Genomic DNA, 23751 nt, shown 5'->3' with positions numbered 1-23751 from the left:
CGCGGTGGCGCCCGCCGCGCGGTCGTGGTCACGGCTGCAGACTGTCATGAGAATCGTTATCACCCTGCCACGGGCACCCCCGGGAGCCCGCGACCCGACCCCACGCTCAGGTCCGGACGGACTCCGGGGTGTGGAGGCGGGCGAGGAAGCGCCCGGCGTGAGGGGGGACGCGGTCGCGGGTGGCGAGGGAGACGCCGACCATGACGACGACGGCCAGCGGGACGCTCCAGGCGGCCGGCTGCTCGAGCAGGACCCCGGCCCACCCGGAGAGCCGGGCGGGGGAGAACGTCGTCACGATCGCGCCACCGCAGCCGAGGCCGCCGGCGACGAGCCCGGCGACCGCGCCGGGGGCGGTCAGGCCGCGCCACCAGATCCCGAGCACGAGCAGCGGGCAGAAGGTGGAGGCGGCCATGGCGAAGGCGAGGCCGACGGAGCGGGCGACGCCCAGGTCCGGCACCAGCAGGCTGACCCCCAGCGGCACGGTCACGGCGATGACGGCCCCGAGCCGGAACGCGGGGACGCCGTCGAGGCGGGTGCGGGACCCGAGGAGGGGCAGGCGACCGGTGACGTCCTGGCCGAGCACGCCGGCGACCGCGACCGCGAGGCCGGACGACGTCGAGAGGAACGCGGCGAAGGCCCCGGCGGTGACCAGCGCCGTGAGCAGCTCGCCGCCGACGCCCGGCAGCACCAGCCGGGGCAGCTCGAGCACCATCACGTCGCTGCGTCCCGCGGCGGCCAGCGACTCGCCGTACACGCGGCCGAGGAAGGCGTACGCCGGCGGCAGCAGGTAGAAGACGCCGAGCAGGACCAGGACCACCAGCGTCGTGCGCCGCGCGGCCCCGCCGTCCGGGTTCGTGTAGAAGCGGACGGCCACGTGGGGCAGGCCCATGGTGCCGAGGAAGGTGGCGACGATGAGGGAGTACGTCGCGTAGAGACCGGCCCCGCCACCGGCGGCGAGGGGCAGCGACCACTGGGCGGTGTCGGTCGCGGCGACCGGGCCCGGGGCGCCCTCACCGACCCACACGACGATCAGCACGGCGAGCGGGACCAGCAGCGCGGTGAGCTTGAGCCAGTACTGGAACGCCTGCACGAAGGTGATGGCCCGCATGCCGCCGGACCCCACGCCCACGACCACCACGACGCCGACGACGACCGCGCCGACCCACCGCGGGGCGCCGACCGCCGCCGCGAGGGTCAGCCCCGCCCCCTCGAACTGGGGCAGCAGGTACAACCAGCCGACCGCGACGACGAGCACCGAGCACGCCGCGCGCACGCCGCGCGAGCCGAGGCGGGCCTCGGCGAAGTCGGGCAGCGTGTAGGCGCCCGAGCGGCGCAGGGGCGCCGCGACGAGCACCAGCAGGACGAGGTAGCCGGCGGTGAAGCCGACCGGGTACCAGAGCATGTCGGCGCCGAAGACGAGCAGCAGCCCGGCGATGCCGAGGAACGAGGCGCCGGACAGGTACTCGCCACCGATCGCCGAGGCGTTCAGCCCGGGCCGGACCGTCCGGGAGGCGACGAAGAAGTCGCTCGTCGTGCGCGAGAACCGCTGCCGGTAGGTGCCGATCGCCAGCGTCACCGCGGTCACGAGGACGACGGCGACGACGCCGGGCACGACGTCGAGGCTCACCCGCGCCGCTCGTCGAGCAGGTCGGCGAAGTCGCGCTCGTTGCGCTCGGCCCGCCGCACGTAGCGCCAGCCGAGGACGACGAGCAGCGGGTAGACGCCCACGCCCAGCAGCAGCCACGGCAGGCCGAGGCCGTGGACCTGGACGTCGGCCAGCCCGGGCAGCAGGTGGAACACCAGGGGCAGCGAGCCGACGAGCGCCAGCAGCAGCCCGAGCACGCGGAGGGCGAGCCTGCCCTGCTCGCGCAGCAGCGAGCCGAGGTAGACCCCGCCGAGGGTCGAGGAGTCGTCCAGCGGCGGGCGGGGGGTGCCGGGGCGGACGTGGCGCGGCGGGCCGGTGACCCGCACCCGGGCCGGCCGGGCGGGTCTGGACTCGCTCATCGCCCGCTCACCGCGTGGCCCGCCTGGTCAGCAGCTCCCGCAGCTCCCGGGCGTGGCGGCGGGCGACCGCCAGCTCGCTCTGAGGTCCGTCGAGGCCGCGGCGGACGACGACGCTCGTGCGCCCGCCCGTCGAGCGCAGCTCGGTGACGTGCGCCAGCGACACCAGCAGCGACCGGTGGACGCGGACGAAGCCGTCGCCGGCCCACTCCTCCTCCAGCGTCGACAGCGCGGCGCGCAGCAGGTAGGCGTCTCCGCCGGTGTGGAGGCGGACGTAGTCGCCGTGCGCCTCCACGTGGGTGACCTCGGAGAGCTCGAGGAAGCGGGTGGCGCCGCCCCGCTCGACGGGGACGGACCTCGTCTGGGCCCCCGCCCCGGGACCCGCCGGCGCCCCCTCGCCGAGCCGGGCCACCCGTCGTACGGCCTCGGCGAGGCGCTCGGCACGGACCGGCTTGAGCACGTAGTCGACGGCGCTGAGCTCGAACGCCGCGACGGCGTGCTGGTCGTGGGCCGTCACGAACACCACGGGCGGCGGGTCGGCGAGCCGCGCCACCTCCGCGGCGAGGTCCAGGCCCGTCGTCCCCGGCATCTGGACGTCGAGGACGAGGCAGTCGGGCGGGTCCGCGTGCAGGCGGCGGAGGGCCTCCGCGGCCGAGCCGACCGTCTCGACGGCGGACACCCGGTCGTCACGCCCGAGGAGGTAGGCGAGCTCGTCGCGGGACGGTTGCTCGTCGTCCACGACCAGGACCCGCAACCCGGTCACGCGCTCACCCCGGGGGCGAACTTCGGGACCCGCACGAGCACCCGGGTGCCGGCGCCCGGGGCGGTCTCGACGACGAGGCCGAAGTCGTCGCCGAACGTCGTCCGCAGCCGCGCGTCGACGTTGCCGAGGCCCACGGAGTCGAGGTCCGCGTCCCCGGCCAGGGCCCGCCGGACGCGCTCGGGGTCCTCGCCGACGCCGTCGTCCTCGACCTCGATGAGGGCCTCCGTGCCCCGGTCGTGGGCGACGATGCGGATGTGGCCGACGCCCTCGGCGGCCTCGAGCCCGTGGCGGACGGCGTTCTCGACGAGGGGCTGCACGCAGAGGAACGGGACAGCGACGCCCAGCACCTCGGGCGCCACGTTGAGGGTCACCTGGAGGCGGTCGCCGAAACGGGCCTGCTCGAGCAGCAGGTACCGCTCGACCGACCGGAGCTCCTCGGCGAGCGTGGTGAAGTCGCCGTGGCGGCGGAAGGAGTAGCGGGTGAAGTCCGCGAACTCGAGCAGCAGCTCGCGGGCCCGGTCGGGGTCGGTCCGCACGAAGCTGGCGATGGCGCCGAGCGAGTTGTAGATGAAGTGGGGGCTGATCTGCGCACGCATGGCGCGGACCTCCGCCTCCATCAGGCGGCGGCGGCTGGCGTCGAGCTCGGCCAGCTCGAGCTGGCCGGAGACCCAGCGCGCGACCTCGTCGGTGGCGCGGGCGAGGCCCGCGGTGGTGCGGGTGGTGAAGGCCTGGAGCGTGCCGACCACCCGCTCGTCGACGACCAGCGGCGCGACGACGACCTCGTCGACGGGGCAGGCCAGCACGTCGCACGACAGCAGGGCCGCCTCGCCCCGCCGGGTCGTGCCGTGGCGGACGACGGGCTCGGCGAGCGCGCCGCACACCCCGGCGTGGTGCTCGCCCTCGCCGTCCCAGCCGAGGGCGGCGGAGGTGTCGGTGAGCGCGACGGCCGGGGCGCCCAGCAGGGCTCGCAGGTGCTTGATGCTCCGGCCCGCGCTCGCGACGGTCAGGCCCTCGCGCAGCGCCGGCGACGCCAGCGAGGCGGTGTGCAGCGTGCGGAACGTCGCGCGGTCGGCCTCGCTGCCCAGGTCGGTGCCGCGACGGGGGACGCCGTGGCGGATCCGGGTGCGCACCCGCGCACGCTACTCCGCGCCTGGCTCCCCGGGGCGCGCCCGAGGGTGCGCCGAGCGTGGGCCGAGGGTGTGGTGGGGGAGTGCTGGGGGTGGCTCTAGCGTGGCCCCGTGCCCGACCCGTCGCCCTCGCCGCAGGACTCCCCGCTGGCGGCGCTCGCCGCCCTGGAGGGCGTGGCCTCGGCGTTCGCCGCCGCCCGCGACGGCCTGGACGCGATCCTGCGCGACCGCGGCCTGCGTCGTACGCCGCCCTCGACGACGTCGGAGTCGCTGCTCCGCGGCGCCTGCGCCTCCGCCACGCTCGAGGGCTCCGCGTCCCCGGTCGAGGCGATGCGGGACGGCGAGGGGGACGCCGTCGCCGTCGCGGCGCTGCGGGTCTCGGGGGAGCTGCTGGGGCTCGGACCCGTGCTGGAGCGCTCGCCGTTGCAGGCGTTCGCCCGCATCCACGCGCTCGCCGGCGCGGGCGCGGTGGACGCCGACGAGCTCGGCCGGCCGCGCGGCGCGGCCGCGGCGGAGCGGCTGCGCGGCGTCGCCGCGCTGCTGTCCACCCCGACCCAGGCGCCCGCGATGCTGACCGCGGCCCTCGTGCACGCCGAGATCGCCACCGGGACGCCCTTCGCCTCCCACAACGGGATCGTGGCCCGCGCCGCCGAGCGCCTCGTCCTCGCCTCCCGGCGCGTCGACGCCACCTCGCTCTCGGTGCCCGAGGCCGGCCACCTCGCGCTGCGACCCCAGTACGAGTCGAACCTGCGCGGCTACCGCGACGGCGGACGCGCCGGCGTTCACGCGTGGCTGCTGTACGCCGCCGAGGCCTACGCCGCGGGCGTCGAGGCCAGCCCGCTCGTCCTGCGCCCGACGTCCGACTGACCGCGACCCCGCCGGTCGCCGAGGTGGGCGAGCGGCGCTCCTGAGGTGGTCGAGCGGCGCTCCTGAGGTGGTCGAGCAGGGAGCGAGCCCTGGCGGGCGCCGCATCTGAGGTGGTCGAGCAGGGAGCGAGCCCTGGCGAGCGACCGCGTCGAGACCGCCGGCCCGCTCGCGCCGTCGTCCGTCTCACCGGCCCGGGTCGCGCCCGCAGTCCGTCTCGCCGGGTCTCGACCCGCCGACGCGACCTCGTTCCTCGGTCGCGTCGCTTGCTCGACCTCCTCGGGTCGCGAGTCCAGCTCCTCCGTCGCCGGCCTCGCGCCTCGGACCTCGGTCGCGTCGCTCGCTCGACCTCCTCGCCTCAGGACCTCGCAGGCTCGGTCGTGGCTCGGACAAGCCAGCGGCCCCCGGACCGCGTAGGTCGGGGGCCGCTGCTGACACGTGACCGGGCGGGGCTACCAAGCGTGCTCTCGTTGTGCCGCCCCGCGGGTCTGGCCGCGGGGGCGTGCTCCCAGGTGCGATGGGTGGACGCCGCGTGGGTACCCCGGGTCACGTGCTGCTCTGGAGTTCTGACCCCAGGTCTACTCCCGCTCGGTGGCTCGTACAAGGCTTGACTTGACCAACGACCTGTGAGTGTCCTGAGTCACACTGTGCGACTCGCGGAGTCACCCTGGGTTCACCCCAGACTGACGTCCGAGTCGTCGGTCAGCAGGTTCGACGTCACGGTCCGCAGCAGCCCCTGCAGCTGCTCCACCTGCTCGGGCGGCAGCCCGATCGCCTCGTTGATCCGGCAGTAGACGTCGTCGCGCACCGTGTGCAGCGCGGCGCCGCGCTCCGTCGTCCGCACGAGCACGGACCGCTCGTCGGTCGTGCTGCGCTGGCGCTTGATGAGCCCGGCGGCCTCCATGCGGCGCAGCAGGGGCGACAGCGTCGCGTGGTCCAGCCGCAGCGTGGTCGCGAGCTCCTTGATCGAGCACTCCCCGCGGGTCCACAGCACCGTGAGCACCAGGTACTGCGGGTAGGTCAGCCCGAGGTCGGCCAGGATCGGCCGGTACGCCGCCGTGACCAGGCGCGACGCGGCGTACAGGTCGAAGCAGACGAGCGCGTCGAGGGCGTCGGAGGACGCCGTGGCGCCGTCCCAGGGGCCGTCGGGGTGGTCGCTCATGGGTTCCATCGTAGGGCCCGGTGCGGTATGTTGTGCACGAAACATCCACGATCCCCGGGAGGAACCCATGCCCACGCGTACCGCTCGTACCGCCTGGAACGGCGGCCTGCAGGACGGTTCCGGCCAGGTCGAGCTCTCCAGCTCGAAGGTCGGCACCTACGACGTCTCCTTCCCGAAGCGCGCGGCCGACGAGGCCGGCGGCACCACCAGCCCCGAGGAGCTCGTCGCGGCCGCCCACTCCTCCTGCTACGCGATGCAGCTGTCGGCGTTCATCGCCGAGGCCGGCGGCACGCCGCAGGCGCTCGACGTCAAGGCCGACGTGAGCCTCGGTGAGGACCCGGCCGGCGGCTTCAAGCTGACCGGCATCACCCTCACCGTGCGCGGCGAGGTCGAGGGCCTCGACGAGGACGGCTTCAAGGCCGCCGCCGACAAGGCCAAGGAGCAGTGCCCGATCAGCAAGGCGCTGACCGGCGTCGAGATCACCCTCGACGCGGCGCTGGAGTCCTGAGCGTCCCATCCCCCGAACGCCCGGGCCGGCGTCCGGCCACGAGCCTCGCCGGTCCGGGCCCGGTGACCACGAGGCGGTCACCCGCGAGACGACGCGGGTGGCCGCCTCGGTCCGTTCGTCGGACGTCCGGGCCGCCTCAGCCCGACCGTCGGCGCCGCGCGGCCCACGCCAGGCCGCCGACCGCGGTGATCCCGCCGATCGAGAACGCGGCGATGCTCGGCACGGTCCGCGGCAGCGGCAGGCGCCGGCGCAGGGCCACCGGCTTGGTGAACACCAGCACCGGCCAGCCGCGCTCGGTGGCCGCACGCCGCAGGTCGCGGTCCGGGTTGACGGCGTGCGGGTGCCCGACCGCTTCGAGCATCGGCAGGTCGGTGACCGAGTCGCTGTAGCCGAACGAGCGGTCGAGGTCGTAGCCGCGCTCGGTGGCCAGCGCGCGGATCGCGGTGGCCTTCTCCTCGCCGAACGCGTAGTACGCGATCTCGCCGGTGTACTTGCCGTCGACGATCTCGAGCCGGGTCGCGACCACGTGGTCGGCCCCCAGCATGGCGCCGATCGGCTCGACCACCTCGCTGCCGGACGCCGACACCACGACCACGTCGCGGCCCGCGAGGTGGTGCTCCTCGATGAGGGACACCGCCTCGTCGTACACGAGCGGGTCGACCACGTTGTGGATGGTGTCCGCGACGATCTCGCGCACCGTCGCGACGTCCCAGCCCGCGCAGAGGTCGGAGAGGAACGAGCGCAGCTTCTCCATCTGGTCGTGGTCGGCGCCACCCACCAGGTAGACGAACTGGGCGTACGCCGAGCGCAGCATCGCCCCTCGCGAGATGAGGCCTCCGGCCTGGAAGGGCTTGCTGAAGGCCAGCGTGCTCGACTTCGCGATGATGGTCTTGTCGAGGTCGAAGAACGCCGCGGTGCGGATCGCCGGGGCCGGCATGGCCGCAGTCTAGGCCGCGGCCGTCCGCGGCCCGGCCGTCTTCCGTGCACAGGCGCGGCGGAGGTCGGCTCCTGCACAGGCGCGCGCCGCTCGGCCCCACGGTGGCGACCGGCCGGGGCAGCCTGCCGTCATGACACGTCCCCTGCTGGTCACCGGCGACGAGACCCTGCTCGAGGAGCTGCTGCGCCTGGCCGCGGCCGCCGGCGTGACGCCCGAGATCGCCGCCGACCCCGCCGGCGTGCTGCGGGCCTGGTCGACCGCGCCCTGCGTGCTGGTCGGTGGCGACGTCGTCGCCCGGGCCGCCCGGGCCGCGCCGGAACGACGAGACGGCGTCCACGTCGTCGCCTGGCAGGCCGGCGCCGACACCTTCCGGGCCGCGCTCACCCTCGGCGCCCGGGAGGTCTGCGAGCTGCCGCGCGCGGAGAGCCACCTCGTGGCCCTGCTGCTCGAGCTGGCGGACGCGGGGCGTCCGCCGGGCCCCGTGGTCGGGGTCGTCGGGGGCAGCGGCGGGTCGGGGGCGACGACCCTCGCGTGCACCCTGGCCCAGGTGGGGGCCGCGCACGGCCCGACCCTGGTCCTCGACTGCGACCCCCAGGGGCCCGGCGCCGACCGGGTGCTCGGCCTGGAGGGGCGGCCCGGTGTCCGCTGGGACGTCCTGGCCCGGGGCGGTGGACGGCTCGGCGCCGGCGCCCTGCGCGACGCGGTGCCGTCCCACGGCGGGGTCGGCGTCCTGACGTGGCCGCCGGACGTCGCCGCCGTCGACGCTGTGGACGGCGTCGCCCACCGGGAGGTCGCACGGGAGGCGGTCGCGGCCGGCCGCCGCGGGCACGCCCTCGTCGTCCTCGACCTGCCGCGGGGCGGCGACGACCACGTGGTCGAGCTGGCCGGACGCTGCGACCTGGTCCTCGTGGTCGTGGTCGGGTCCGTGCCCGCCGTCGCCTCCGCGCTGCGGACCTGCGCGCGCCTGCGCGACGCAGCGACGCTGGGGCTCGTCGTCCGCGGGCGGGGCCTGGCGCCCGAGGAGCTCGCACGGGTCGCGGACCTCCCGGTCGTCGGGGTGCTCCCCGAGGCGCGCGGCATCGCCGAGTCCGTGGACCTCGGGCTCGGGCCCGTCCGCTCGGCGCGGGGGCCGCTGGCCCGCGCCGCCCGGGACCTGCTGGCCCTGCCTCAGGTCGGTCTCGTGCCGGGGCGGGGGCGCGCGGCGTGACCGGGGTCCGCACGGCGGCGGAGGACGACGTGGTCGCGGCGCTGGTGGAGGCGGTCCGCGACCGCCTCGCCACCGAGCCCGGCGACCTCACCCCGCACCGGGTCGCCGCCGCCCTGCGGGAGACGGGCCGCCCGGTGGGTGACGCGACGGTCCTCGCGGTCCACGAGGTGCTGCGCCGCGACGTGGTGGGCGCGGGCCCGCTGGAGCCGCTGCTGCGCACGCCGGGGGTCACCGACGTGCTGGTCAACGGGCCGGACCAGGTGTTCCTCGACCGGGGTGACGGCCTCGAGCCGACCGGGGTGCGGTTCGGCTCGGACGCCGCGGTGCGCCGTCTCGCCCAGCGGCTCGCCGCGGCCGCCGGCCGGCGACTCGACGACGCCACCCCGCACGTCGACGTTCGGCTGCCCGACGGCACCCGCTTCCACGCCGTCCTGGCCCCCGTGGCGCGCCCGGGCACGGTCCTGTCGCTGCGGGTCCCGCGCGGGCGGTCCTTCACGCTGGACGAGCTCGTCGCCGTCGGGTCCCTCAGCGCGGACGGCGCCCGTCTGCTCACCGACCTCGTCGCCGCCCGGGCCGCGTTCCTCGTCTCCGGCGGCACGGGGTCGGGCAAGACGACGCTGCTCGCCGCGCTGCTCTCGACGGTGCCGGCGGGTGAGCGGATGGTGCTCGTCGAGGACGCCAGCGAGCTGCGCCCCGACCACCCCCACGTCGTCGGGCTGGAGGCGCGACCGCCCAACATCGAGGGCGCGGGCGAGGTGACCGTGCGGACCCTCGTGCGGCAGGCCCTGCGGATGCGTCCCGACCGCCTCGTCGTCGGGGAGGTCCGGGGCGCCGAGGTCGTCGACCTGCTCGCCGCCCTGAACACCGGGCACGACGGCGGGTGCGGCACGCTGCACGCCAACTCGGCCACCGACGTGCCCGCGCGGGTGGAGGCCCTCGCGCTCGCGGCGGGCCTGCCCCGGGAGGCCGCCCACAGCCAGCTCGCCTCCGCGCTCGACGCGGTGCTGCACGTGTCACGGCGGGCCGACGGGGTGAGGTTCCTGCGCGAGGTCGGGGTCCTGGTCCGGGGCGCCGACGGCCTCGTCGCCACGGTGCCCGCCCTCGTCTTCGACGGCGCCGGCGAGGTGCGGACCGGCCCGGGCGTCGACGTCCTCGAGGCGAGGCTCGCGCGGTGAGCCCGGTGGGTGCCGCGTCCGTGCTCGCGGTCGTCGCCGCCGCGGCGGCGGGCGCGCTGGCCCTCGCGCCGCAGGCGGGCGTGCTGCCCCGCCGGCGAGCCTCCACCTCGTGGGCCGGCTCCCGGGCGGTGCCGGTGCTCATCGGCGCCGGGGCGGCCGGGGCCGTGCTCGCCGGTCTGCCGGGCCAGGTCGTCGCGCTGAGCGCGATCCTGGCCGCGGCCGGGTGGGTGACCGCACGGCTGGTCCGACGGCGACGGCGGCGGCGGGACGCCGCGGGGACGGCGGAGCGCGTGCGGGAGACGTGCGAGACCCTCGCCGCCGACCTGCGAGCCGGCCGCCCCGCGGGCTCCGCGCTCGACCGTGCGTGCGAGGCGTGGCCCCCGTTGGCGCCGGTCGCCGCCGCCCACGCCGTCGGCGCCGACGTCCCCGCGGGCCTCCGGGCGCTCGCCGGCGAGCCCGGGTGCGGTGACCTGCGGCTCGTGGCGGCGGCCTGGCAGGTCGCGCACCGGACGGGCCACGGGTTGTCGGCCGCCCTGACGCGGGTCGCGGACGGCCTGCGGGCCCGCCAGGCGACCCGGCGCGTCGTCGGCTCCGAGCTCGCCTCCGCCCGCTCGACCGCCCGCCTGCTCGCCGGGCTCCCCGTCCTCGCGCTGCTGATGGGGACCGGTTCCGGCGGCGACCCTTGGTCGTTCCTGCTCGGGACGGCGGCCGGCCTCGCCTGCCTCGCCGGCGGTCTCGGGCTCGGGCTGGCGGGGCTGTGGTGGATCGAGGTCATCGCGGACGAGGTCGAGGGGGCCACGTGAGCCCGGCCGTGGTGCTGTCCGCGGTCGCCCTCGGCTGCGCGGTGCTGCTCGCCCGCGTCTCCCCGGTCGGGTCCCACGGTCGCGCGCAGGCCACGACGTCCTCGACGGGGGCGCCCGCGGACCTCCTCCGGCGCACCCGCTGGGCCACCGCCCCGCTCGCGGCGGTCGGCGCCCTCGTGGTGGTCCCCGGGCCCGTCGCCCCGGTCGCCGCCCTCGCGGCCGGCGCCGGCGTCTGGGTGCTGGCCTCCCGCGCGGAGCCGTCCTCGGCCCGCCGCGCGCGGGAGGCCGCCCGCCGCGACCTGGCGTCGCTGGTCGACCTGTTCGCGGGGGCGCTGGCGGCCGGGGCGCCGCCGGGGCGCGCCGTCCGGGTCGTCTGCGAGGCGCTCCCCGGTCCTGCCGCCGACCGGCTGGCCGGCGTCGTCGCCCGGCTGGAGCTCGGGGTCGCCCCCGAGCAGGTGTGGTCCGACCTGGCGGCCGACCCCGTCCTCGGGCCGCTGGGCCGCACCCTGGCCCGGGCGGAGTCCAGCGGAGCGTCCGTCGCGACCGCGGTCGGTGCGCTCGCCGACGACCTCGCCGGGCAGGCCCGCGCCGAGGTCGAGGACCGCGCCCGCGCCGTCGGCGTCCGTGCGGCCCTCCCGCTCGGCCTGTGCCTGCTGCCGGCCTTCCTGCTGCTCGGCGTGGTGCCGATGGTCGCCGGCATGGTCGCGGGGCTCCTCTGACCGCGACGGTCGAGCCGCTGGTCGTCCACCGGCGCCGGACGTACCCGCTCCTGCACAGGCCGGGCGCCGAGCCGCCCGCGGCGGGGTGCTGCGGACCCACGCTCGTCCGGACGGCCGCAGGGTGCGGTCGTCGGAGAGGAGTCACGACCATGGGAACGAGACGGACCACCCGGCCGAGGGCGCGGGACGAGCGGGGCATCACCACCGCCGAGTACGCCGTGGGGACGGCGGCGGGCGCGGGGCTCGCGGGCCTGCTCTACACGCTGCTCACCGGCGGGCTCGGCAACAGCCTGCTGCGCACGCTGTTCGACCACGTGCTCGGGCTGCTGGGCATCGGGTGAGCGGGCCGCGTCGACGGGTCGAGCGGGACGAGCGGGGCGCGGTCACCGCGGAGACGGCCATGGCCCTGCCGCTGCTGGTGGCGGTCACGGTCGGTCTCGTCTGGCTGCTGGCGGTCGGGGTGGCGCAGGTGCGGGTGGTCGACGCCGCCCGCGAGACCGCCCGCGCCGCGGCCCGGGGGGACTCCGACGCCGAGGCGGTCGCCGTCGGTCGCCGGGTCGCCCCGGACGGCGCCTCGCTCGGGGTGTCGTCGCTGGGGGAGCGGGTCGAGGCGACGGCCGCCGCGCCGGTCGCGGGCCCGGGCGGGATCTTCGGCTTCCTGCCGACGGTCACGGTGCGGGCCGAGGCGGTCGCGGTCGCCGAGCAGCGGGACGCCCCGTGAGCCACCCCGGCACTCGTCGGGCCCGTCGGCGCGGGGAGGAGGGCGCCGCCACCGTCGTGGTGTGCGCCCTCCTCGGCGTCCTGCTCCTCGTCGCGGGCGCCTGCGGCGTCGTCGCGGCGGCCTTCGCGGACCACCGTCGCGCCCAGGCCGCCGCCGACCTCGCCGCGCTCTCCGGCGCGACCGTCCACCAGCGGGGCGAGGACGCCTGCGGCGAGGCCGCCGCCGTCGCGGTCGCCAACGGGGCCCACCTCCTCGCCTGCCGCGTCGAGGGGTACGACGTCCTCGTCGCCGCCGAGGTCACCGGCCCCCGGTGGCTCGGCTTCACCGGCGACCCCGTCGCCCACGCCCGCGCCGGCCCGGAGCAGTAGGGCGGCGGCGGCGGCCGGCCGGCCCCACGTCAGGACAGCAGGAGGCCCAGCAGGTCTGCGGCGGCGTGCTTGTCGAGCGGGTTGTTCTGGTTGCCGCACTTCGGGGACTGCACGCACGACGGGCAGCCCGACTCGCAGCGGCAGGCCAGGATCGTCTCGCGGGTGGCGCTCAGCCAGGCGCGGGCGGCGGCGTACCCGCGCTCGGCGAAGCCCGCGCCGCCGGGGCGGCCGTCGTGGACGAACACCGTGAGCTCCCCGGTGTCGGGGTGGCGGGCCGTGGAGACCCCGCCGATGTCCCAGCGGTCGCAGGTGGCGAACAGCGGCAGCAGCCCGATCGCGCAGTGCTCGGCGGCGTGGGCGGCGCCGGGGCGGTCGACCTCGGCGAGCCCCGCGGCGTCCAGGACGTCGTCGGGCACGGTCCACCACACGGCGTGCGTGCGGTGGGTGCGCACGGGCAGGTCCAGCGGCTCCTCGCCGAGGACCTCGCCGCCCGGGTCGCGGCGGCGCAGGAAGGAGACGACCTGGTGGGACACCTCGACCGTCCCGTGCGCCAGCCGGCACGAGCCCCACCGCTGGGCCTCGCTCTCCTCGACCACCTGGATGTCGGTGACCTCCCGCGCGCTCGTCGAGTACGGCGGGTCGGCGCGCGCCATGGTCGCCGCGTGGCCTTCGAGGTCGAGGTCGTCGACCAGCCATCGCTCGCCGCGGTGCACGTAGACCGCGCCCGGGTGGACCGTGGAGTGAGCCCGATCGCCGTCCACGGTGCCGACCACGCGGCCGGTGCCGGTCTCGACCAGGGAGACGGCCGCGCCGCCGGTGGAGCGCAGGTCGGCCAGGTCGCACGGCCTGCCGTCGGCGGTCGTGCCGCTCCAGAACCAGCCGCGGGGTCGACGGCGGAGCAGTCCGGCCTCGCACAGGGAGCGGATCGCGTCGCGCGCGCCCGGGCCGAACAGCTCGAGGTCGGGCGCGGTCAGCGGCAGCTCGCCCGCGGCGGCGGCCAGCTGGGGGCCGAGGACGTAGGGGTTGGCCGGGTCGAAGACCGACGCCTCCACCGGCCGGCCGAACAGCGCCTCGGGGTGGGTGACGAGGTAGGTGTCCAGCGGGTCGTCCCGGGCGACGAGGACGCCGAGCGCGTCGCCGCCGGCGCGACCGGCGCGCCCGACCTGCTGCCACAGCGCGGCCCGGGTGCCGGGGAACCCGGCGACGAGGACGGCGTCGAGCCCCGAGACGTCGATGCCGAGCTCGAGCGCGGTCGTCGCCGCGAGCCCCGTCAGGCGCCCCGAGCGCAGGGCGGCCTCGATCTCGCGGCGCTCCTCCGGCAGGTAGCCGCCGCGGTACGCCGCGACCTGGCCCGGCAGGGCCGGGTGCACCTCCGCGAGGAGGGCCTGCGTCGTCGTCGCCACCCGCTCCACACCCTGGCGCGAGCGCACGAACGCCAGCGTCGGCACCTGCGCCGCGACGAGGTCGGCGAGCAGGTCGGCGGTCTCGGACGACGCCGCACGCCGCACGGGGGCGCCGTTCTCGCCGGCGTGCTCGCCGAGCGGCGGCTCCCACAGGGCCATGGCGAGCTCGCCGCGCGGCGAGGCGTCGTCGGTGACGGCCGTGACCGGAAGCCCGGTCAGGCGCCCCGCCCACTCCTCCGGCGCCGCCACCGTCGCCGAGGCGAGCACGAACGTCGGCTCCGCGCCGTACGCCGCCGCGATGCGTCGCAGGCGGCGCAGCACGTGGGCGACGTGCGCGCCGAAGACCCCGCGGTAGTGGTGGCACTCGTCGACCACGACGTACTGCAGCGAGCCCAGGAACCGGGACCACCGGGCGTGGTCGGGCAGCAGCGAGCGGTGCAGCATGTCGGGGTTGGTCAGGACGTACTCGGCGTGGTCACGCGTCCAGTCCCGCTGCTCGCGGGGGCTGTCGCCGTCGTGGGTCGACACCCGCAGCCCCAGGTCGAGGTCGCACACCGACGCCAGCTGGTCCTGGGCGAGCGCCTTGGTGGGGGAGAGGTAGAGCGTCGTCGCCCCGCGCTGGCCCCGGCGGCCCCGCGTCTCCAGGGCGGCCGTGAGGGCCGGAAGCAGGTAGGCCAGCGACTTGCCGGACGCCGTGCCGGTGGACACCACGACGTGCCGCCCGTCGCGGGCGGCCTGGGCCGCCTCGACCTGGTGGGCCCAGGGCTCGAGCACCCCGCGGCCGGCGTACGCCGCGCGCACGCGGGGGTCGACCCACTCCGGCCAGGCGGCGGAGCGGGCGGCCCGGGCGGGCAGCACCTCGAGGTGGGTGAGCCGGTCGTCGCGACCCGTCGGCCCCACCAGGTGCGCGAGGAGCTCGCGCGCGCTGCGGGCCAGGGTCGGGGTGCTCACGTCGCCGAGTCTGGCAAAGCCCGCCGACAACGCCCTGCCGACGCCCGTCCTCGTACCGGGGGCGCGCCCGTCCCACCCCGCGGGTCAGCCCGCCGTACCCCTGCGCCGGGGGTCCCATCCGTGGTTTCATTGACCCCGGCACTCAGTCCGGGGGGGTTGGTCGCCAACCGTGTCACTCGCAGCATGCTTCCTCGGGCGCACCGCTGACGACAGTGACGACTGACGGCCCAGACGCCCGTATGGAGTTCCCGTGGAGCTGACGCTCGAGACCCGCGACCTCGGTGGCCGGACCGTCGTCGTCGTGGGCGGCGAGGTGGACGTCTACACGGCCCCCGAGCTGCGCGACTGCCTCACCGGCCTCGTCGGCTCGGGCCACCGGCACCTCGTCGTGGACATGACCGGCGTCGGCTTCCTCGACTCGACCGGTCTGGGCGTGCTCGTCGGCGGCCTGAAGAAGGTCCGCGCGGAGGACGGCAGCCTCGAGCTCGTCTGCAACTCCCAGCGCCTGCTGCGCATCTTCTCCATCACCGGTCTGGCCTCGGTCTTCACGATCCACGCCAGCACCGACACGCTCTCCGCCGCCGGCTGACCCGGCGCCGGCCCGCTCGGGCCAGGGCGGCCGACGCGCAGGACACGGTGTGCCCCACGTCACACCTCCCTCGTCGGCGCCGGTCCGGCGTGGTTACATGCATCCGGTCGTGCGACGTGGCTCACACCCCCGCGCACGGGCCCCGGCCTCGTCGCCCGGCTCGGCACGCCACCTCCAGGAGGAAGCACCCACATGTCAGCAACCCTGATCTCGGCCTCGTCGGCCGAGAACGCCGCCGTCGAGGTCGCGGGCGGCAACCTGGTCCTCGTCGGCATCGTCGCCGCGATCGCCGTTCTCGCTCTCGTCATGGCGGTCGTGTTCCGCCGCGAGGTGCTCGCGGCCGCCGAGGGCAGCGAGAACATGCGCACGATCGCACGAGCCGTGCAGGAGGGCGCGAACGCCTACCTCACCCGGCAGTTCCGCACCCTGGCCGTCTTCGCGGCCCTCGCCTTCTTCCTCCTGCTCGCCCTACCGGCCGACGACGTCGTCGTCCGCGTCGCGCGGTCCATCGCCTTCGTGTTCGGCGCGGGCTTCTCCGCGGCGATCGGCTACCTCGGCATGTCGCTCGCGGTGCGCGCGAACCTGCGCGTGGCCGCCGCCGCCGAGTCCCAGGGCCGCAACCCGGCGATGAACATCGGCTTCCGCACCGGCGCCGTGGTCGGCATGGCCACGGTGGGTCTCGGCCTCCTGGGCGCCGCGGTCGTCGTCCTCCTCTTCCAGGACGAGGCCTCGATCGTGCTCGAGGGCTTCGGCTTCGGGGCCGCCCTGCTCGCCATGTTCATGCGCGTCGGCGGCGGCATCTTCACCAAGGCCGCCGACGTCGGCGCCGACCTCGTCGGCAAGGTCGAGAACAACATCCCCGAGGACGACCCCCGCAACGCCGCCACCATCGCCGACAACGTGGGCGACAACGTCGGTGACTGCGCCGGCATGGCCGCGGACCTGTTCGAGTCGTACGCCGTCACGCTGGTCGCCGCGCTGATCCTCGGCGGCATCGCCTTCGGTGACGCCGGCCTCGTCTTCCCGCTGCTCGTCCCGGCGATCGGCGTCCTCACCGCGATCGCGGGCGTCTACCTGACCAAGCCCCGCGAGGGGGAGAACGGCCTCACCACGATCAACCGGGCCTTCTACATCTCCGCCGCCGTCGGTGCCCTCGGCTCCGCCGTCCTCGCGTTCGTCTACCTGCCCAGCAGCTTCGCCGACCTGTCGAACGTCGAGCAGAGCCCGCTGGACGCCCTCGTCGGCGTCGAGCCCAGCGGCAACCCGGCGCTGATCGCCGCCGTGGCCGTCGTCATCGGCGTCGTGCTGGCCGCCGCGATCCTCGCGCTGACCGGCTACTACACCGGCACGGACTTCCGCCCGGTGAAGGACGTCGGCAAGACGTCGCTCACCGGCCCGGCGACCGTCATCCTCTCCGGCCTCTCGGTCGGCTTCGAGTCCGCCGTCTACACGACCCTGGTCATCGGTGCGGCCGTGTTCGGCGCCTTCCTGCTCGGCGCCGGCTCGCTGTCGGTGGCGCTGTTCGCCGTCGCCCTGGCCGGGTGCGGGCTGCTGACCACCGTCGGCGTCATCGTCGCGATGGACACCTTCGGCCCCGTCTCCGACAACGCGCAGGGCATCGCCGAGATGTCGGGCGACGTCAGCGAGGCCGGCGCGCAGATCCTCACCGAGCTCGACGCCGTCGGCAACACCACGAAGGCCATCACGAAGGGCATCGCGATCGCGACCGCCGTGCTCGCGGCGAGCGCGCTGTTCGGCTCCTACATCGGCACCGCGCTGAGCGCGGTCGAGGACGCACGCCTGAACGCCGAGGAGGCCGGGCTGTTCGTCTCCGGCTTCTTCGTCTTCAGCCCCGACGTCCTCGTCGGCGTGCTGATCGGCGTCGCGGTGGTGTTCCTCTTCTCCGGCCTCGCGATCAACGCCGTCGGCCGCGCCGCGGGCGCCGTGGTGATGGAGGTCCGCCGCCAGTTCCGCGACATCCCCGGGATCATGGAGGGCACCGGCCGCCCGGAGTACGGCCGCGTGGTCGACATCGTCACCCGCGACTCGCTGCGTGAGCTGGCCACCCCGGGCATCCTCGCGATCCTGTCCCCGATCGCCGTCGGCTTCGGCCTCGGCGTCGGCGCGCTGGCGGGCTTCCTCGCCGGCGCCATCGGCTCCGGCACCCTGATGGCGGTCTTCCTCGCCAACGCCGGTGGTGCGTGGGACAACGCGAAGAAGCTGGTGGAGGACGGCTTCCACGGCGGCAAGGGGTCCCCGGCCCACGAGGCCACGATCATCGGCGACACCGTCGGCGACCCGTTCAAGGACACCGCCGGCCCGGCCATCAACCCGCTGCTCAAGGTGATGAACCTGGTCTCGCTGCTGGTCGTCGGGGCCGTCGTCTCGCTGACGCTCGGCGAGGACGCCAACCGGCCGGTCGCCATCGCGATCTCGCTGGTGGCCACCGCCGGCATCGTCGTCGCCGTGGTGCTCTCGAAGCGCCGGTCGTCGGTGATCGGCGAGGAGGCCCCGGAGGCCGCCGCCCGCGCCTGACACCCCGGCACGCCCGGCACGAGACGGAGGCGGTCGTCGTCCACGAGGACGGCGGCCGCCTCCGTCGTCGTGGACGGCGTCCGCTGGCAGGATCCGAAGCATGAGCAGCGACCTGCCGCACCGCTTCCGCGAGGCCCTCCTCGCCGCCGACTACACCCACGACCGTGTCGTCGAGCTGCTGGGGGAGGAGGCCCACCGGGCGCTCGAGCGCAACCAGACCGTCCCGGCCCGGCGGCGCACCGGCGGGGGCTCGCCGGTCGAGACCCTCGTGCGGCTGTTCCTGCTGCAGGTCGTCGTCCCCCGCAGCGAGGCCGAGCGGGCGCTGCCCGGCCTCGTCGACCCCCTCGCCGCGGAGGGCCTGCTCGCGGCGAGCGTCGGCGAGGTGGCGGCCCGCTGGGACTGCCGCCCGTACGCCGTCACCGCGCCCGACGGCACCCAGCGCGACCACTGGCTCGTGGCCGACCTGACCCCCGGGATGGACGGCCGCCCCCACCGCACGACGGCCGACCACGTCCTCGGCGTCAGCGCGGCGTCCACGTCGCTGGCCCAGCTGACGCTGCGCCACGAGGTCGGCAGCGCGCTGGACCTCGGCACCGGCTGCGGGGTCCAGACCCTCCACCTCGCGGCCCACGCGGACCGCGTCGTCGCCACCGACGTCAACGCCCGCGCGCTGTGGGCGACGCGGTTCAACGTCGCCCTCAACGACCTCCCGGACGGCCAGGTCGAGGTGCGCGACGGGTCGTTCTTCGAGCCGGTGCGCGGCGAGGCGTTCGACCTGATCACGACCAACCCGCCCTTCGTCATCTCGCCCGCGACCGGCGAGCAGCTGGTCTACCGCGACTCCGGCATCCCCGGGGACCGGGTCGTGGAGGACCTCGTCCGTCGTGCCCCCTCGCACCTGCGGGCGGGCGGGACGTGCCAGGTGCTCGCCAACTGGGCCCACGTCGAGGGCCGCGGCTGGGACGAGCGGCTGTCCGAGTGGCTGGACGCCGACTGCGACGCGTTCGTCGTCCAGCGCGAGGTGCTCGACCCCGCGGCGTACGTCGAGGTCTGGATCGCCGACGCCGGGCTGGTCGGTGAGGAGCGGGACCGCCGCTACGACACCTGGCTGTCGTGGTTCGCCGAGCAGCGGATCACGGGCGTCGGCTTCGGGTGGGTCACCCTGCGCACGCAGGGCAGCGGGCGCCGCGAGCTGCTCGACTGGCCGTGGGAGGTGCAGCAGCCGGTGGCCCCCGCGATCGCGGAGTGGTTCGACGCCCCGCCGTCGGTCGGTCCCGCGGACCGCCTGGTGCGACGCGCCGACGTGCAGCAGGAGAGCGTCGGCGAGCCCGGCGCGGAGGACCCGGCGACGATCGTCCTGCGCCGGACCACGGGCCTGCGCCGCGCGCGCCAGGTCGACACGGCGACGGCGGCCATCGTCGGCGCGTGCGACGGCGACCTGGCGCTCGGGCGGATCGTCGCGGCGGTCGCGGAGCTCACCGGGCAGGACCCGGCGCTGCTCGCGCGGGTGGTGCTGCCGGTGCTCGGCGAGCTGACGAGGGAGGGCTACCTCGTGCGCGTCCCTGGCGCTTCGGGTGCAGCGGTGTAATGATGTAATCATGATTACCCGGGAGGTGCAGGAGCGCCTGGAGGGCTGGTTCGCCGGCCGGCTCCCCGAGGAGTGGCAGCACGAGCCGGCCGAGGTCACGGTCGACCGCGAGGAGATCACCGTCCGGCTCTCGATCGCGGACGTCGACCTGGGCGACGACGCCTCCGACGCCGCCCGCGCGGAGGCGCGCGAGGGCCGCGCCCGGAAGTTCCGGGAGGAGACCCGCGAGGCGCGCATCGAGGTGGCCCAGGAGGCGGAGCGTCGCTACGAGCACGCGATCAGCTGGGGCGTCCGCGTCGGCGACCACACGGAGACCTGGACCTCGGTCGCCACGCCCGTCATGACCCGCCTGCGACAGCCGCAGCGACTCGTCCTCGACACCCTCGTGGACGCCGGGGTGGCCCGCTCGCGCTCCGACGCCCTCGCGTGGTGCGTCCGCCTCGTCGGTGAGCACGAGGGCGAGTGGCTCGGCGACCTGCGCGCCGCGATGGCGTCCGTGGCCGACGTCCGCAGCCGCGGGCCGCGGTCGGCCTAGGTCCCCTCGGGGCGGCGTCGCGCGGCCAGGGCCTCCCGCAACCGGGCGAGCGCGACCGGGCCGACGCCGTGCAGGCCCGCGAGGTCGTCGAGCGGGCGGGCGTCGGGGCCCTCGAGGTCCTCCAGCGTCGTGATCCCGGCCGCGGTCAGGGCGCGGGACGCCGGCGCGCCGACCTTCGGCAGCGGGGTGCCGCCCACCTCGGGCGGCGCGACGCCGAGCACCGCGGCGCCGCGCGGGGAGAGCCGGTAGCCGATGTCGAGCGAGACCGTGAGCCCCTTCTCCTTCAGCTTGCGCACGTCGGTCTTGAACTCCGGGGTGGGCCGCCCGACCATCGCGGCCAGCTCCGGGGCACGGCGTCCCGGGAACTCGTCGATCAGCCGCAGCGTCTCCCGCGTCCACGCGCCGTACGACGAGGCGCGGTCGAGCCGGTCCAGCCCACGGCGGACCTCCGCCGCACCCGCCTCGTCGGGCACCTCCTCGCGCAGCGCCTCGCGGGGGTCGGCGCCGCCGTACGCGACGCCGACGCGCCACACCGGCCCCGGCCGGCCCTCCAGGGCCTGCGTCAGCTCGGCGAGCGAGGCGTGGCCCGCGCGCCGGGCGTCCTCGGCCCGGAGCGAGGCCAGCGGGACCTGCTCCAGCGACGTCACCTCGACCACGCCGACCCCGGTGCGCAGCCGGGTCCCGACCCTCACCCGCGGGCGTTCCCAGCGCCGGAACGCCAGGTCCACCGCGCCGTCGCGGATGCCTGCCTGCACGACCGGGCGGAGCATCATGGACAGCAGTGTGCCCCCAGGGGTGCGTCCCCGGTGCCCGTGGAGAAGGTGCACGGGCCGATTGACCCTCGCGCTACCGTCACCCCCGTGACCCGCCCGGGGCCGTTCGTCCGCCGGGCACTCGTCAAGGCGTCACCCCCGAGCAGAGGCAGGAATCAACAGCAGTGGCACACAAGCTCGTGATCGTCGAGTCCCCGACGAAGGCCCAGAAGATCGGTGGGTACCTCGGCTCGGACTACGTCGTCGAGTCGTCCGTGGGTCACATCCGCGACCTCCCGCAGAGCGCGGCCGACACCCCCGCGAAGATCAAGGACAAGCCGTGGGGCCGGCTCGCCGTCGACGTCGACAACGGCTTCGAGCCGTACTACGTCGTCCCGGCGCGCTCGAAGGACCAGGTCCGCAAGCTCAAGTCGCTGCTCAAGGACGCCGACGAGCTCTTCCTCGCCACCGACGAGGACCGCGAGGGCGAGGCGATCGCCTGGCACCTGCTCGACGAGCTGAAGCCGAAGGTCCCCGTGCGTCGGATGGTCTTCCACGAGATCACGAAGCCGGCGATCCTCGCCGCCGCCGAAAACCCGCGTGAGCTCGACATGGACCTCGTCGAGGCCCAGGAGGCGCGCCGCATCCTCGACCGCCTCTACGGCTACGAGGTCTCCCCGGTGCTGTGGAAGAAGGTCATGTCCGGCCTGTCCGCGGGGCGCGTGCAGTCCGTGGCGACCCGGCTCGTGGTCGACCGCGAGCGGGAGCGCATGCGCTTCCGGGTGGCGTCGTACTGGGACCTCGAGGGCACCTTCGACGCGGGCCAGTCGCACGACCCGCGGATCTTCCCCGCCCGCCTGCACTCGCTGGACGGCGTCCGCGTCGCCCGCGGCTCCGACTTCGGCACCGACGGCGCGATCAAGGCGGGCACCGAGGTCGTGCACCTCGACCGCTCCCGCGCCGAGGCCCTCGTCACCGCGCTGGACTCCACGACCTTCGACGTCCGCTCGGTGGAGTCGAAGCCCTACCGCCGCTCGCCGTACGCCCCGTTCCGGACGACCACGATGCAGCAGGAGGCCAGCCGCAAGCTCGGCATGAGCGCGTCGACGTCGATGTCGGTGGCGCAGCGGCTGTACGAGAACGGCCACATCACCTACATGCGCACCGACTCCACGACGCTCTCCAGCGCCGCGGTCGGTGCGGCGCGCGACCAGGTCCGCGAGCTGTACGGCGCGGAGTACCTGCCCGACGCGCCGCGGACCTACGCGAGCAAGGTGAAGAACGCGCAGGAGGCGCACGAGGCGATCCGCCCCTCCGGCGACACGTTCCGCACCCCGGCGCAGACCGGGCTGACCGGCGAGCAGTTCCGGCTCTACGAGCTGATCTGGACCCGCACCGTCGCCTCGCAGATGCGCGACGCGGTCGGCCAGACCGTCACCGTCCGCCTCGGCGGCGCGGCGTCGTCCGGCGAGGACGTCGTGTTCAACGCCAGCGGCCGCGTGCTGACCTTCCACGGCTTCCTCAAGGCGTACGTCGAGTCGTCCGACGACGCCTCCGCCGCCCGCGACGACGACCAGGCCCGCCTCCCGGCACTGACCGAGGGCGAGACGCTGACCGCGGCGTCGCTCGAGGCCGAGGGGCACGAGACCCGGCCGAAGGCGCGCTACACCGAGGCGTCGCTGATCAAGGAGCTCGAGGAGCGGGAGATCGGCCGCCCCTCGACGTACGCCTCGATCATCAAGACGATCATCGACCGCGGCTACGTCTACAAGAAGGGCACCGCGCTGGTGCCGGCGTGGCTGGCGTTCTCGACGATCCGGCTGCTCGAGGAGCACTTCGGGCGGCAGGTGTCGTACGAGTTCACCGCGCAGATGGAGGACGTGCTCGACGAGATCGCCGCCGGCCGCAAGGACCGCAACGACGAGCTGGGCTCCTTCTACTTCGGCGACGACGAGGTGGCCGGGCTGCAGCGCCTGGTCAACGAGCTCGGCGACATCGACGCCCGCGAGCTGGCGACCTTCCCGGTCACCGAGGACGACGGCACCGACGTCGGCATCCACCTGCGCGTCGGACGCTACGGCCCGTACCTCGAGGGTCCGGACGACGAGGGGAACCCGTTCGCCGTCCGCGCGAACGTGCCGGACGACCTGCCGCCCGACGAGCTGACCGTCGCGAAGGCCCGCGAGCTGCTGGCGAACCCGGCCGGCGAGGAGACCCGCCTCGGTCGCCACCCCGACACCGGCAACGAGGTCGTGGCGAAGAACGGCCGCTACGGGCCCTACGTCACCGAGGTGCTGCCCGAGGACGCCCCCAAGGGCGCCAAGCCGCGGACCGGCTCGCTGTTCAAGTCGATGTCGCTGGACACGGTGACCCTCGACGACGCGGTGAGGCTGCTGTCGCTGCCCCGGGTCGTCGGCACCGACGCCGAGGGCGTGGAGATCACCGCGCAGAACGGGCGCTACGGGCCGTACCTGAAGAAGGGCACCGACTCGCGCTCGCTGACCAGCGAGGAGCAGCTGCTTACGATCACGCTGGACGAGGCGCTGGCGATCTACGCCCAGCCCAAGCAGCGCGGCCGCGCCGCCGCTGCCCCGCCGCTGAAGGAGCTCGGCCCCGACCCCGTCTCCGGCGCGCCGATCGTGCTGAAGTCGGGCCGCTTCGGCGACTACGTCACGGACGGCGAGTACAACGCCACCCTGCGCAGCGGCGACACCGTCGAGTCGATCACCCCCGAGCGCGCCGCCGAGCTCCTCGCCGAGCGCCGCGCCAAGGGGCCGGCGAAGAAGACGGCCAAGAAGGGCGCCAAGAAGGCCCCCGCGAAGAAGACGGCGGCCAAGAAGGCCCCCGCCAGGAAGACCGCGGCGAAGAAGACGGCCGCCAAGAAGACCACCACCCGGAAGACCGCGGCGAAGAAGAGCTGACGTCGGGGTCCCGTCCGCCGGGCGGGTTTCGTAGGCCCGGTCGGGGGGGGGGGGGGGGGGGGGGGGGGGGGCCGCCCCCCCCCCCCCCCCCGCCCCCCGCGCCCCCCCCCCCGCCCCCCCGC

At 75.8% G+C, this 23751-nt stretch carries 22 protein-coding genes; 14 read left to right on the top strand and 8 right to left on the bottom strand.

Translation table 11 applies throughout. The features are described from left to right. Nucleotides 1-106: 106 nt before the first annotated feature. From MJ876_RS14680 to MJ876_RS14665, 4 genes are read right to left on the bottom strand one after another with little or no spacing between them, the layout of a single operon-like run. Nucleotides 107-1627 carry a cation acetate symporter gene (locus MJ876_RS14680; protein WP_240237338.1) on the bottom strand — a complete coding sequence of 507 codons (1521 nt, stop codon included), beginning with the start codon at nt 1625-1627 and terminating at the stop codon, nt 107-109. Beyond that, entirely contained in the window at nt 1624-2004 is a 381-nt protein-coding gene (locus MJ876_RS14675; RefSeq protein WP_240237336.1) for a hypothetical protein, read from the bottom strand. Before MJ876_RS14675 ends, MJ876_RS14680 begins: the two co-directional genes overlap by 4 nt. A 7-nt stretch (nt 2005-2011) precedes the next feature. Further along, the gene (locus tag MJ876_RS14670) at nt 2012-2764 is read right to left on the bottom strand and encodes a LytTR family DNA-binding domain-containing protein (RefSeq protein WP_240237334.1); all 753 of its coding nucleotides are present in this window, start codon (nt 2762-2764) and stop codon (nt 2012-2014) included. Further along, nucleotides 2761-3894, bottom strand: a complete 1134-nt coding sequence (locus MJ876_RS14665; RefSeq protein WP_240237332.1) for a sensor histidine kinase — start codon at nt 3892-3894, stop codon at nt 2761-2763. Before MJ876_RS14665 ends, MJ876_RS14670 begins: the two co-directional genes overlap by 4 nt. A 108-nt stretch (nt 3895-4002) precedes the next feature. Between MJ876_RS14665 and MJ876_RS14660 the strand changes: the two genes are divergently transcribed. Then, nucleotides 4003-4758, top strand: coding sequence for an oxidoreductase (locus MJ876_RS14660; RefSeq protein WP_240237330.1), 756 nt, complete (start codon nt 4003-4005; stop codon nt 4756-4758). Between the two features lie 670 nt (nt 4759-5428). On the opposite strand, the gene MJ876_RS14655 is transcribed toward MJ876_RS14660, so the two are convergent. Then, complete coding sequence (locus MJ876_RS14655) at nt 5429-5917, bottom strand: MarR family winged helix-turn-helix transcriptional regulator (protein WP_240237328.1); 489 nt, start codon at nt 5915-5917, stop codon at nt 5429-5431. 67 nt (nt 5918-5984) lie between these two features. Between MJ876_RS14655 and MJ876_RS14650 the strand changes: the two genes are divergently transcribed. Next, on the top strand, nt 5985-6425 hold the full coding sequence (locus MJ876_RS14650; RefSeq protein WP_240237326.1) for an OsmC family protein: 441 nt from the start codon (nt 5985-5987) through the stop codon (nt 6423-6425). A 136-nt stretch (nt 6426-6561) separates the two neighbouring features. Here MJ876_RS14650 and MJ876_RS14645 read toward each other — a convergent pair whose 3' ends face one another. After that, the gene (locus tag MJ876_RS14645) at nt 6562-7362 is read right to left on the bottom strand and encodes an HAD family phosphatase (protein ID WP_240237324.1); all 801 of its coding nucleotides are present in this window, start codon (nt 7360-7362) and stop codon (nt 6562-6564) included. Between the two features lie 130 nt (nt 7363-7492). Between MJ876_RS14645 and ssd the strand changes: the two genes are divergently transcribed. The 7 genes from ssd to MJ876_RS14610 all read left to right on the top strand — a co-directional run bounded on the left by ssd (nt 7493) and on the right by MJ876_RS14610 (nt 12355). Continuing rightward, on the top strand, nt 7493-8569 hold the full coding sequence (gene ssd, locus MJ876_RS14640) for a septum site-determining protein Ssd (RefSeq protein WP_240237322.1): 1077 nt from the start codon (nt 7493-7495) through the stop codon (nt 8567-8569). Continuing rightward, nucleotides 8566-9744 carry a TadA family conjugal transfer-associated ATPase gene (locus MJ876_RS14635; RefSeq protein WP_240237320.1) on the top strand — a complete coding sequence of 393 codons (1179 nt, stop codon included), beginning with the start codon at nt 8566-8568 and terminating at the stop codon, nt 9742-9744. Before ssd ends, MJ876_RS14635 begins: the two co-directional genes overlap by 4 nt. Beyond that, nucleotides 9741-10547: a type II secretion system F family protein gene (locus tag MJ876_RS14630; RefSeq protein ID WP_240237318.1), complete on the top strand. Its 807-nt coding sequence runs from the start codon at nt 9741-9743 to the stop codon at nt 10545-10547. The genes MJ876_RS14635 and MJ876_RS14630 overlap by 4 nt, the downstream gene beginning before the upstream one ends. Beyond that, nucleotides 10544-11266, top strand: a complete 723-nt coding sequence (locus tag MJ876_RS14625) for a type II secretion system F family protein (protein WP_240237316.1) — start codon at nt 10544-10546, stop codon at nt 11264-11266. The genes MJ876_RS14630 and MJ876_RS14625 overlap by 4 nt, the downstream gene beginning before the upstream one ends. 149 nt (nt 11267-11415) lie before the next feature. Beyond that, nucleotides 11416-11607 carry a DUF4244 domain-containing protein gene (locus tag MJ876_RS14620; RefSeq protein WP_240237315.1) on the top strand — a complete coding sequence of 64 codons (192 nt, stop codon included), beginning with the start codon at nt 11416-11418 and terminating at the stop codon, nt 11605-11607. Continuing rightward, a complete protein-coding gene (locus MJ876_RS14615) occupies nt 11604-11987 on the top strand; it encodes a TadE family type IV pilus minor pilin (RefSeq protein WP_240237314.1) in 384 nt (127 codons plus the stop codon). Before MJ876_RS14620 ends, MJ876_RS14615 begins: the two co-directional genes overlap by 4 nt. Beyond that, on the top strand, nt 11984-12355 hold the full coding sequence (locus tag MJ876_RS14610) for an Rv3654c family TadE-like protein (protein WP_240237313.1): 372 nt from the start codon (nt 11984-11986) through the stop codon (nt 12353-12355). Before MJ876_RS14615 ends, MJ876_RS14610 begins: the two co-directional genes overlap by 4 nt. A gap of 29 nt (nt 12356-12384) precedes the next feature. Here MJ876_RS14610 and MJ876_RS14605 read toward each other — a convergent pair whose 3' ends face one another. Further along, nucleotides 12385-14709, bottom strand: coding sequence for a DEAD/DEAH box helicase (locus tag MJ876_RS14605; protein WP_374202478.1), 2325 nt, complete (start codon nt 14707-14709; stop codon nt 12385-12387). Between the two features lie 250 nt (nt 14710-14959). Here MJ876_RS14605 and MJ876_RS14600 point away from each other — a divergent pair, with 250 nt between their 5' ends. The 4 genes from MJ876_RS14600 to MJ876_RS14585 all read left to right on the top strand — a co-directional run bounded on the left by MJ876_RS14600 (nt 14960) and on the right by MJ876_RS14585 (nt 19956). Beyond that, the gene (locus MJ876_RS14600) at nt 14960-15298 is read left to right on the top strand and encodes an STAS domain-containing protein (RefSeq protein ID WP_240237312.1); all 339 of its coding nucleotides are present in this window, start codon (nt 14960-14962) and stop codon (nt 15296-15298) included. Between the two features lie 192 nt (nt 15299-15490). Next, nucleotides 15491-17833: a sodium-translocating pyrophosphatase gene (locus MJ876_RS14595; protein ID WP_240237311.1), complete on the top strand. Its 2343-nt coding sequence runs from the start codon at nt 15491-15493 to the stop codon at nt 17831-17833. A gap of 100 nt (nt 17834-17933) precedes the next feature. After that, nucleotides 17934-19421 carry a methyltransferase gene (locus tag MJ876_RS14590; protein WP_240237310.1) on the top strand — a complete coding sequence of 496 codons (1488 nt, stop codon included), beginning with the start codon at nt 17934-17936 and terminating at the stop codon, nt 19419-19421. Nucleotides 19422-19431: 10 nt separating this feature from the next. Next, nucleotides 19432-19956, top strand: a complete 525-nt coding sequence (locus MJ876_RS14585; protein WP_240237308.1) for a hypothetical protein — start codon at nt 19432-19434, stop codon at nt 19954-19956. On the opposite strand, the gene MJ876_RS14580 is transcribed toward MJ876_RS14585, so the two are convergent. After that, complete coding sequence (locus tag MJ876_RS14580; protein ID WP_240237306.1) at nt 19953-20729, bottom strand: hypothetical protein; 777 nt, start codon at nt 20727-20729, stop codon at nt 19953-19955. The genes MJ876_RS14585 and MJ876_RS14580 overlap by 4 nt on opposite strands. Nucleotides 20730-20893: 164 nt before the next feature. On the opposite strand from MJ876_RS14580, the gene topA reads away from it, so the two are divergent. Next, the gene (gene topA, locus MJ876_RS14575; RefSeq protein ID WP_240237304.1) at nt 20894-23629 is read left to right on the top strand and encodes a type I DNA topoisomerase; all 2736 of its coding nucleotides are present in this window, start codon (nt 20894-20896) and stop codon (nt 23627-23629) included. Nucleotides 23630-23751 lie beyond the last annotated feature (122 nt).

The organism is Nocardioides sp. CFH 31398 (assembly GCF_022436705.1).
Classification (GTDB): domain Bacteria; phylum Actinomycetota; class Actinomycetes; order Propionibacteriales; family Nocardioidaceae; genus Nocardioides.
Note: the sequence above shows the minus strand (reverse complement) of the source record. Positions and strands in the feature narration are given on the sequence as shown.

Coding starts and splice junctions, on each gene's coding strand:
- MJ876_RS14655 (WP_240237328.1), bottom strand. CDS start 5,917: ATGAGCGACCACCCCGACGGCCCCTGGGACGGCGCCACGGCGTCCTCC.
- ssd (WP_240237322.1), top strand. CDS start 7,493: ATGACACGTCCCCTGCTGGTCACCGGCGACGAGACCCTGCTCGAGGAG.
- MJ876_RS14580 (WP_240237306.1), bottom strand. CDS start 20,729: ATGATGCTCCGCCCGGTCGTGCAGGCAGGCATCCGCGACGGCGCGGTG.
- MJ876_RS14590 (WP_240237310.1), top strand. CDS start 17,934: ATGAGCAGCGACCTGCCGCACCGCTTCCGCGAGGCCCTCCTCGCCGCC.
- MJ876_RS14595 (WP_240237311.1), top strand. CDS start 15,491: ATGTCAGCAACCCTGATCTCGGCCTCGTCGGCCGAGAACGCCGCCGTC.
- MJ876_RS14675 (WP_240237336.1), bottom strand. CDS start 2,004: ATGAGCGAGTCCAGACCCGCCCGGCCGGCCCGGGTGCGGGTCACCGGC.
- MJ876_RS14620 (WP_240237315.1), top strand. CDS start 11,416: ATGGGAACGAGACGGACCACCCGGCCGAGGGCGCGGGACGAGCGGGGC.
- MJ876_RS14645 (WP_240237324.1), bottom strand. CDS start 7,362: ATGCCGGCCCCGGCGATCCGCACCGCGGCGTTCTTCGACCTCGACAAG.
- MJ876_RS14585 (WP_240237308.1), top strand. CDS start 19,432: ATGATTACCCGGGAGGTGCAGGAGCGCCTGGAGGGCTGGTTCGCCGGC.
- MJ876_RS14650 (WP_240237326.1), top strand. CDS start 5,985: ATGCCCACGCGTACCGCTCGTACCGCCTGGAACGGCGGCCTGCAGGAC.